Raw genomic sequence first — 9,409 nt, 5'->3', positions numbered from 1 at the left:
GGGCGGTGTAGGTGTCGGCCGCCGGACGGGGGGCGGGGATGGCGTCGAGGTTCCGACGCGGTGGACTGACCGCCTGCATCACCAGCCTTCCGCGACGCTTCAGGCCTTTGCCGATCGCAGCCATACGCGGGTCTCGCACGGTGACACCTTTCGTTCGCGTTGTGCATTCCGCATCCCAGGGGGAACGGGCGAACTTCAGGTGTCCAAGAGGCGAACCGGCGTGCTCACGGGCGTCCACATACCGCCCGTGAGCAGGCCCCTTACCTGTTTCTTAAACTTTCGTCAGAATCGGCCGGCTCCGCGGTAGAGCTCCAGTTCCCCTTCCAGTTCGACGGCCAGCACCGTGGCGTGCGGGTCGAGGTCCGGCCCGGCGGGAGGCTCGATCCACAGGACTCCCGGTGTCTCGTGGAGGCCGCCGGTGACCCGGTGGGCCAGTTCCGTGCCGCTGCCCAGCACCGAGACCCCGCGGACCTTGCTGAGCAGTCCGCGCACGTTGATCTCGGCGCGTGGGGCGTCGAAGAGGATCAGGTAGAGGGTGCGGCGGTCCTGGGAGAGGGTGCTCGGGCCGTAGTGGTGGCCCGGCGGGAGTCCCCGTTCGGTGCCGTACACCGCTTCCGCGTGCCTGGCGATCCAGTCGCCGAGCCCTTCCAGCCGCTGCGCCTGCTCGGCCGGGATCGTGCCGTCCTCCCGCGGGCCGACGCTGAGCAGCAGGTTGCCTCCGCCGCCGATGGTCTCGGTGAAGTAGCGGATGAGCTGATCGACCGACTTGTGGTTGTGGTCGTGGTGCTGGTGGCCCCAGGAGTCGTTGATCGTCAGGCACAGCTCCCAGGGGCCCTCGGGCGGGACGACCGGGGCGCCCTGTTCCGGCGTCGCGTAGTCGCCCTCGCCGAGCATGCGGGCGTTGAAGACGACGTCCGGTACCTCGGAGCGGATGAGGGCGGCGAGTTCGGGGATGCGCCACTGTTCCTCGCTGCGGTCCCACTCGCCGTCGAACCACAGCAGGTCCGGCTTGTAGCGGGAGGTCAGTTCGCGGATCTGGCCGTCCCGGTAGGCGAGGAACCTCTCCCAGGCCTGAAGGTCCTCGTCCTCGGCGGCGACCTCCGAGTAACGGTTGTCCTCCAGCTCCGGCGGTCGGCCCGGCTTGCGAGTGGAGGCGTAGTCGGGGTGGCTCCAGTCCGAGTGCGAGTAGTACAAGCCGACCTTGAGGCCCTGCTCGCGCAGGGCGTCGGCGTAGCCGCCGATCAGGTCGCGGCCCACGTTCAGGTCTCCGTACGCCGTGTCCCACAGGGCGACGCCGTCGTGGTGGCGGCTGGTCAGCACGGCGTACTTCGCTCCGGCCCGCGCGAAGAGCCTCGCCCAGTCGCGCGGGTCGTAGCGGGAGGCCGTGAAGCGGTCGAGCTGGGACATGTACTGGTCGTAGGGGACGATGTCGTCGTAGAACGACCAGGATTCCTGGACGCCGTCGACGGCGTAGACGCCCCAGTGGATGAAGATCCCCAGCTTCGCATCGGTGAACCAGGGTTGCATGGCCATGGGTCAGCCCCTGCGCAGGCGCAGTGTCAGGATCTGGAAGGGCCGCAGTTCCACCGGGACACCTCCGTCGCCGTCCACGGGCGCCTCCTGAAGCGGTCGCTCCAGGAGGTCGGTGATCTGTGCGCCGGCGAGCGGGAAGCCGGTGCGCAGGACGCCGTGGGCCCGGCCGCCGCGGGACTCGTAGAGCCGTACGACGACATCGCCCGACGCGTCGTCGGCGAGCTTGACCGCCTCCACGGTCACGCCCTCGCCCTCGGCGGAGACGACCGGTGCGGGGGCGCCTGCCGCGTCGGCCACCCGGAGCGGGAGGTTGAGGGCGTAGCCCTCGGCGACGGCGTCCTCGATGGTCGCGCCGGGCAGCAGCGCGTAGGTGAAGCGGTGGCGGCCCTGGTCGGCCTCGGGGTCCGGGATGCGCGGGGCGCGGACCAGGCTGAGGCGGACGGTGGTCGTGGTGCCGCCGTCCTCGCGGACCGTGCGGGAGACGTCGTGGCCGTAGGTGGAGTCGTTGATGACCGCGACGCCGTAGCCGGGCTCGCCGATGTGCACCCAGCGGTGGCCGGAGACCTCGAAGCGGGCCGCCTCCCAGCTGGTGTTGGTGTGGGTGGGGCGCTGGATGTGGCCGAACTGGATCTCGGCGGAGGAGTGCGGGGCGCGGATGTCGACCGGGAAGGCCGCCTTGAGGATCTTCTCCGTCTCGTGCCAGTCGATGTCCGTCTCGATGTCGATGCGGGGGCTGCCGGCGCGGACGGTGATCGTCTGGGTGATCGTGGAGCCCTTGCCGAAGGACCGCTCCACGCGGATCGCGCCGATCAGCGGGTCCTGCTCGACGACCGTGACGGACGAGGCGTCGAGGAGGTCGGTGTAGCGGTTCTTGTAGTGCTTGTCGATGTCCCAGGCGTCCCAGTAGTTGGGCAGGTCGGTGTGCAGGCGGAGCAGGTTGCCCTGGTCGGCCAGGACCTCGCGGTTCGCGCGCAGGTCGCGGACCGACGACAGGGTGCCGTCCTCGGCCACCTCCACGCGGACCAGCCCGTTGTCGAGCACCCGGCCGCTCACCGTCACCGGCTGCGGGGGCTCGGCGTCGGCGAGGGGCGCGGAGCCGCTCGCGGGCACCTCCACGTACACCGGTGCGCCCTCGGCGGTGCGGACCACCTCGGCACGGTCGTAGGGGCTGGTGTTGAAGACGCGGGTCCCGCCGGCGCCGAGCGCGGCCACCGCCTCGGCCGTCAGCGCCTGGAGCTCGCGGGCCACGCGCGCGTACTCGGCCTCGGCCTCCCGGTGCACCCAGGCGATCGACGAGCCGGGCAGGATGTCGTGGAACTGGTGCAGCAGCACCGTCTTCCAGAGCCGGTCCAGCTTCTCGTGCGGATACGTGTAGCCCGGCGCGTGCAGAGCCGCCGTCGTCGCCCACAGCTCCGCCTCGCGCAGGAGGTGCTCGGAGCGGCGGTTGCCCTGCTTGGTGCGGGCCTGGGAGGTGTAGGTGGCGCGGTGCAGCTCCAGGTAGAGCTCACCGACCCAGACGGGCGCGTCCGGGTACTCCTCGCGGGCCTTGGCGAAGAACTCGTCGGGGTGTTCGACGACGACCTTCGCGGAGCCCTCCAGGTCCGCCAGCCGGCGGGCGCGCTCCATGATCTCGCGGGTGGGCCCGCCGCCGCCGTCGCCCCAGCCGAAGGGGGCCAGGGAACGGGAGGCGCCGCCCTTTTCCTGGTAGTTGCGGACCGCGCGGGACATCTCTTCGCCGCTGAAGCGGGCGTTGTAGGTATCGACCGGCGGGAAGTGGGTGAAGATCCGGGTGCCGTCGATGCCCTCCCACCAGAAGGTGTGGTGGGGGAACCTGTTGGTCTGGTTCCAGGAGATCTTCTGGGTGAGGAACCACTCGTTGCCGGCGAGCTTGGCGATCTGCGGGTAGGCCGCGTTGTAGCCGAAGGAGTCCGGCAGCCACACGCCCTTGGTCTCGATGCCGAAGTGCTCGATGAAGAACCGCTTGCCGTGGATGAACTGGCGGGCGACGGCCTCGCCGCCGGGCAGATTGCCGTCGGACTCGACCCACATGCCGCCGACCGGCGCCCACTGGCCCTTCTTGACCGACTCCTGGATGCGGGCCCACACCTTGGGGTAGTTGTCGCGCACCCACTCGTACTGCTGGGCCTGGGAGCAGGCGAAGATGAAGTCGTCGTACTCGTCGGCCAGGGACGTGACGTTGGAGAACGTGCGGGACGTCTTGCGCTTGGTCTCGCGGATCGGCCAGAGCCAGGCCGAGTCGATGTGGGCGTGGCCGACGCCGGAGATCGTGTGCGCGCTGGCGTGCGCGGGCTTGGACAGCACCGGCTTCAGCGCTTCGCGCACGGCGGGCGCCGAGCCGGAGACGTCGTCCAGGTCCAGCAGGTCCATCGCCCGGTCGAGCGCGTGCGCGATCTCGTGCCGGCGCGGGTCGTGCTCGCCGAGCTCCAGCATCAGCTCGCGCAGCACCTGGACGTCGAGGTCGAGGTGCCAGACCTCCTCGTCGAGGATGGCGATGTCGGCGCCGCGGAAGGTGTAGAGCGGCTTGTCCCCGGCGGTGAGGATGTCGCCGAGCGGGGTGGTCTTCGAGAAGTTGTCGGCGAGGATGTCCGGGTTGGAGGCGGCCTCGACCAGGTACTCGACCGTCTCGCCGCCCGTCGCCGGGTTGGCGATCGCCACGTACTGGTTGAGCGGGTTGACGGCCTTCAGCGGGGTGCCGTCGGTGAGGTGGACGAGGGCCTCGGCCTGGTTGCCGGGCCAGTCGCCGACGAAGCCGAGGTCGATGACGGCCTCGACGCGCTTGCCCGTCCACTCCTCGGGCACCTGTCCGCGCATGCGGAACCAGGTGGTGCCCCAGGGCGGGCCCCAGGGGGTGCCCATCGCGAAGGGCGCGTACGAGGCGGCGGCGGCCTCCTCGAACGGGACCGGCTCCCCGGGAGCCTGCCAGGCCTCTACCTCGAAGGGGACGGTGGCCGCGTAGATCGCGGACTTGATGCGCTGGTCGTGGAGGCGCTGCACGCGCTCCTCGATCCGGCGGCTTTCGTCATGCATGAGATGTCTCCAGGAAGCGGGAAGAGCGAGCAGGCGGGAAGCGGTGGGGGAAAGCGCTTACCGAGCGGCGTTCACCTAAGGTACGCCAGCCCGGGGTGGACCTCGGTGTAGCCCTCGACCAGCCTGCGGGCCACGTTGACCGAGTCGACGAGCGGGTGCAGCGCGAAGGCCTTCACTGCGGTCGCGCGGGAGCCGGAGTCGGCGGCTGCCAGCACCTCGCGCTCGACCGCCTTGACCGCGCAGACCAGGCCCGTGGCGTGGTCGGGCAGCGGGTCGACGGTGACGGGGTGGGCACCGTTGGCGTCGACGAGGCAGGGGACCTCGATGACGGCGTCCGTGTCCAGGACCGACAGGGTGCGCTGGTTGCGGACGTTGAGGATCAGAGTCGTGCGCTCGTCCCGGGCGATCGCCCGCATCAGCGCGAGGGCCACCTTCTCGTAGCCGCCGGACAGGTCGTCCTCGTCGCGTTCGCCGGCGCCGGCGGTCTCGCGGTTCTCGGCCATATAGGTGGCCTCGCGCTCGGCGCGGGTCCGGTCCCACACCTTCCACGCGGGAGCGTCCGGGTTGCGCATCTCGGCGTAGAAGCGGGCCTGCTGGTCGTGCAGGAAGGCGCCGCGGGTCTTCTCGGCCTGCTGGTAGGCGCGTACGGCTTCCCGGTTGAAGTAGTAGTAGTGCAGGTATTCGTTGGGGATCGCGCCCAGGGACCGGAGCCAGTCGACGCCGAAGAGCTTGCCCTCTTCGAAGGAGCCGAGCAGGTCCGGGTCGGCGAGCAGCCGCGGCAACTCGTCGCGGCCGGCGACGCGCAGGCCGCGCACCCAGCCGAGGTGGTTGAGGCCGACGTAGTCGATCCACGCCTCGCCCGGGTTCTTCACGCCGAGCACGCGGGCGATGCGGCGGCCGAGGCCGACCGGGGAGTCGCAGATGCCGATGACGCGGTTGCCGAGGTGGCGGGACATGGCCTCGGTGACCAGGCCGGCCGGGTTGGTGAAGTTGATGACCCAGGCGTCCGGCGCCAGGCGGGCGACCCGCCGGGCGATGTCGACGGCGACCGGGACGGTGCGCAGGCCGTAGGCGATGCCGCCCGCGCCGACCGTCTCCTGGCCGAGGACACCCTCGGCCAGGGCCACGCGCTCGTCGTCGGCCCGGCCCTCCAGACCGCCGACGCGGATCGCGGAGAACACGAAGTCGGCACCGCGCAGGGCCTCGTCCAGGTCGGTGGTGGCACTCACCTCGGGCGCGTCGGGGACTCCGGCCGCCTGCTCGGCGAGGACACGCGTCACCGCGGACAGTCTCGCGGGATCCAGATCGTGCAGGACGACGTGCGTCACCCGGCCCTCGGCGTGGTCCTGGAGGAGTGCCCCGTACACCAGCGGCACGCGGAATCCTCCGCCGCCCAGAATCGTCAGCTTCACTCCTGCACCTTTCCCGCCACGACGACCTCGACGCCTGCCTCCTGCAAGGAGGTCCGCGTCACCGTGTCGACGGGCTCGTTCGTCACCACCACGTCCAGGTCCTCGGGACCGCAGACCTTCGCCATGCCGTGCCCCGGGAACTTCGCAGCGTCGGCGAGCAGCACGACCTTCTCGCCGGCCTTGATCATCGCCCGCTTGACCGGCACCTCCACGACCGTCGTGTCCATGACCTGCCCGCCGGGCCGGACGCCGCTGGTGCCGAGGAAGAGCCAGTCGGCGTGCAGCTGGCGCAGGTTGTCCTCGGTGAGGAAGCCGACCAGGGAGCGGTACTCGCGGCGGACCATGCCGCCGAGCAGGACCAGCTCGATGCCCTCGTCGTCGGCGAGCTCCTCGTAGACCACCAGGTTGCTGGTGATCACGGTGAGCCGGCGGCCGTGCAGTTGCCGGGCCAGGCGGTAGGCCGTGGTCCCGATGTCCAGCAGCACCGACTGGCCGTCCTTGACCATGGCCGCCGCGCGCTCGGCTATGGCGTCCTTCTCGGCCACGCGCATCTCGGCGACCTCGGCGAAGGGCTGGTCGCCCTCCTCGACCACGGCTCCGCCGTGGACGCGCGTGAGCAGCCCGTCTTCTTCCAGTTTGACCAGGTCGCGCCTGATTGTGGCGGGACTCACCCCCAGCTGTTCGGAGAGGTCGGTCACAGCCGCGGGCCCGCCGGAGCGCAGGGCCCGCAGGATGAGTTGGTGTCGTCGTTCTGCCAGCACGCGGTGCACATTACTCGTCATCTCCAATCATCGCCATGCTCATTTCTGCGCGGGTATTGACCAATCTCTCCGATCAGCGCACGATTCCGCTCACGGAAATGAAGAGTTTTGACGATCTCCGTCGAAGCCTCGAGCGAGAGGACGCCTCCGTGGACGACGACCGGCCGGATGTGCTGCTGACCGGGCTGCTCTTCTACGACCTCGTCCTCACCGGGCTCGGGAAGCCGCCGACCCCCGGCGAGGAGATCTGGACGACGGGCATGGGCTGCGGCCCGGGCGGCATCGCCAACCTGGCGGTGGCCGCCGCCCGCTTCGACCTCAGGACGTCCCTGGCCACGGTGTTCGGCGACGACTTCTACGGCGAGTACTGCCGGGACGTCCTGTGCGACCAGGAGGGTGTCGACCTCTCGCTCTCCCGTACGGCGGACGACTGGCCGAACCCGGTCACCGTCTCCGTCGCATGCAGCCACGACCGGGCCCTGCTCACCCACGGCCAGGCGCCGCCGTACTCGCAGGACGTGCTGATGGGTGATCCGCCCGCGGCGCGTACCGCACTGGTGCACATCGAGGCGGAGCCGCGCGAGTGGCTCGCCAAGGCCGCAGCGAACGGCACGCAGATCTACGCCGACGTCGGCTGGGACCCCACGCAGGAGTGGTCGACGGCCCTCCTGGAGCAGCTCGCCCTGTGCCACGCTTTCCTCCCGAACGAGACGGAGGCCATGGCCTACACCCGCACCGACAGCGCGGTGGCCGCGCTCGGCACGCTCTCCGAGCTGGTGCCGGTCGCGGTGGTCACCCGGGGCGGGGACGGCGCGGTGGCCGTCGACCAGACGACCGGCGAGTACGCCGAGGTGCCCGCCCTCGACGTCGAGGTGCGGGACGCGACGGGTGCCGGGGACGTCTTCGGCGCCGCGTTCGTCACCGCCTCGCTCGGCGGCTGGCCGCTCAACGAGAGGCTGCGGTTCGCGGTGCTCGCCGCCGGGCTGTCCGTCCGGCACCACGGCGGGGCGCTGGCCGCCCCCGGCTGGTACGGCGTGGACCGCTGGTGGCGCTCCCTGACCGACCCGGAGCTGAAGCGGGCCTACGGCTTCCTGGCGGACCGGCTTCCGGCGAACCCGGGACCGCCCGTGCAGTACGCACCGGTCACCCCGCCGGCCCCTCACACGTCCGTCGGCCCACGGGCCTCCGAACGGCGGCACTGACCCTCACACCCCTTGGCACGTCGAACACCCCTTGGTACGTCGAACAGGAACAACAGGAGTGACCCGTGGACCTTTCTCGTAGAGGCTTCCTCCAGGCCGCCGCGCTCACCGCGGCCGCCTCCGGTCTGACCGTCGCATGCGGCAACGGCTCGGGATCGGCCGGCAGCAAGAACGGCAAGAACCTGACCTTGTGGTACTGGGGAGGTGCGCTCAGCGACAAGGTGGTCGCCGAGGCCAAGACGCACTTCAGCGGCCAGGTCAAGCTGACCGCCGCCTCCATCGGCGGCGACTTCAAGCAGAAGCTCACCACCACCCTCGCGGCGGGCACCTCCGTGCCCGACATCACCGGCATCAAGGGCGAGGACATGGCGTCCTTCCTGCCCAACGCGAACCGCTTCCTCGACCTGAACGACCTGGGCTTCAAGGAGATCTCGTCCAAGTACCTGGACTGGAAGACCAAGCTCGCCCGGAGCGAGGACGGCAGGCAGATCGGCTTCCCGATCGACATCGGCCCCACCGCGCTCTTCTACCGCGCGGACCTGTTCGACAAGGCCGGACTGCCCACCGACCCCGACAAGGTCGCCGCCCGGGCCGGGACCTGGGAGGACTACTTCGCGCTCGGCACCGAGCTGAGCAAGAAGGTGCCCGGTACCTACCTGGTCAACAACATCAGCTCGGTGTTCACCATCGCGGTCGGGCAGGGCACCGAGCGGTTCATCGACAGGGACAACCGCTTCATCGGCGACCAGGACCACATCCGCACCGCGTGGAACACGGCGATCCGCCCCTACACCCTCGGCCTCGACGCCAAGATCAACGACAACACCTGGAACGCCGCCATCGGCAAGAGCCTGACCACCGAACTCGGCGCGGCCTGGCACGCGCTGGACATCGAGCAGGCGGCCCCGGACACCAAGGGCAAGTGGCGGGTCTGTGCGACGCCCGGCGGACCGGCCAACCAGGGCGGCTCCTACCTGGCCCTGCCCAAGCAGTGCCGGAACCCCGAAGAGGCCTTCAAGATCATCAGCTGGATCCTCAGCCCGGCGAACGACGCCCGCGGCTTCGCCGACGCCGCCATCTTCCCCGCCGCCCCGGCGGCGTACTCCATGCCGGCCATGACGGGCGGCGACCCCTTCTTCGGCGGGCAGAAGGTCATCGAGGTCTTCGGCCCGGCCGCCAAGGCCATCCCGGCCAGCTACGAGGCGCCCGCCGACGCCGCCGTCATGGCTCCTTACTTCACCGAGCTGACCAGCATCGAGGCCAAGGGCAAGAAGCCCGAGGACGCCTGGAAGGACGCGGTCGCCCAGGCCCGGCAGATCGCCCGGCGGCAGGGGGTGAAGTGAGGTGACGTCACCTCCGGTCACCGGTCCCGCCTCGGTGCCACGGCACCGGGGCGGGCCGGGCCCGGCCCGCTTCCGCCCGCGGCGCACGCCGCCCGCGGGCACCGTGCGGC

At 70.6% G+C, this 9,409-nt stretch carries 6 protein-coding genes; 2 read left to right on the top strand and 4 right to left on the bottom strand.

The features are described from left to right. Window positions 1-282 precede the first annotated feature (282 nt). The 4 genes from CA983_RS14465 to CA983_RS14450 all read right to left on the bottom strand — a co-directional run bounded on the left by CA983_RS14465 (window position 283) and on the right by CA983_RS14450 (window position 6,754). Window positions 283-1,533, bottom strand: coding sequence for an alpha-L-fucosidase (locus CA983_RS14465; protein ID WP_086601298.1), 1,251 nt, complete (start codon window positions 1,531-1,533; stop codon window positions 283-285). A gap of 3 nt (window positions 1,534-1,536) precedes the next feature. Continuing rightward, window positions 1,537-4,581: an alpha-mannosidase gene (locus CA983_RS14460; protein WP_086601297.1), complete on the bottom strand. Its 3,045-nt coding sequence runs from the start codon at window positions 4,579-4,581 to the stop codon at window positions 1,537-1,539. Between the two features lie 71 nt (window positions 4,582-4,652). After that, entirely contained in the window at window positions 4,653-5,993 is a 1,341-nt protein-coding gene (locus CA983_RS14455) for a 6-phospho-beta-glucosidase (RefSeq protein WP_086601296.1), read from the bottom strand. After that, the gene (locus CA983_RS14450) at window positions 5,990-6,754 is read right to left on the bottom strand and encodes a DeoR/GlpR family DNA-binding transcription regulator (RefSeq protein WP_086601305.1); all 765 of its coding nucleotides are present in this window, start codon (window positions 6,752-6,754) and stop codon (window positions 5,990-5,992) included. The genes CA983_RS14455 and CA983_RS14450 overlap by 4 nt, the downstream gene beginning before the upstream one ends. Window positions 6,755-6,903: 149 nt before the next feature. Here CA983_RS14450 and CA983_RS14445 point away from each other — a divergent pair, with 149 nt between their 5' ends. Beyond that, window positions 6,904-7,956 (top strand): carbohydrate kinase family protein, encoded by a 1,053-nt coding sequence (locus tag CA983_RS14445; protein WP_086601295.1) that lies wholly within the window; start codon window positions 6,904-6,906, stop codon window positions 7,954-7,956. Between the two features lie 65 nt (window positions 7,957-8,021). Continuing rightward, on the top strand, window positions 8,022-9,299 hold the full coding sequence (locus CA983_RS14440) for an ABC transporter substrate-binding protein (protein ID WP_086601294.1): 1,278 nt from the start codon (window positions 8,022-8,024) through the stop codon (window positions 9,297-9,299). The last annotated feature ends 110 nt before the right edge of the window (window positions 9,300-9,409 follow it).

Source organism: Streptomyces swartbergensis, from assembly GCF_002148965.1.
GTDB classification, from domain to species: domain Bacteria; phylum Actinomycetota; class Actinomycetes; order Streptomycetales; family Streptomycetaceae; genus Streptomyces; species Streptomyces swartbergensis.
This window is presented reverse-complemented; position numbering and strand designations above follow the sequence as displayed.

What these genes read in the sequence shown, in the direction of transcription:
- CA983_RS14465 (WP_086601298.1), bottom strand. Translation starts at nt 1,533, where the DNA reads ATGGCCATGCAACCCTGGTTCACCGATGCGAAGCTGGGGATCTTCATC.
- CA983_RS14460 (WP_086601297.1), bottom strand. Translation starts at nt 4,581, where the DNA reads ATGCATGACGAAAGCCGCCGGATCGAGGAGCGCGTGCAGCGCCTCCAC.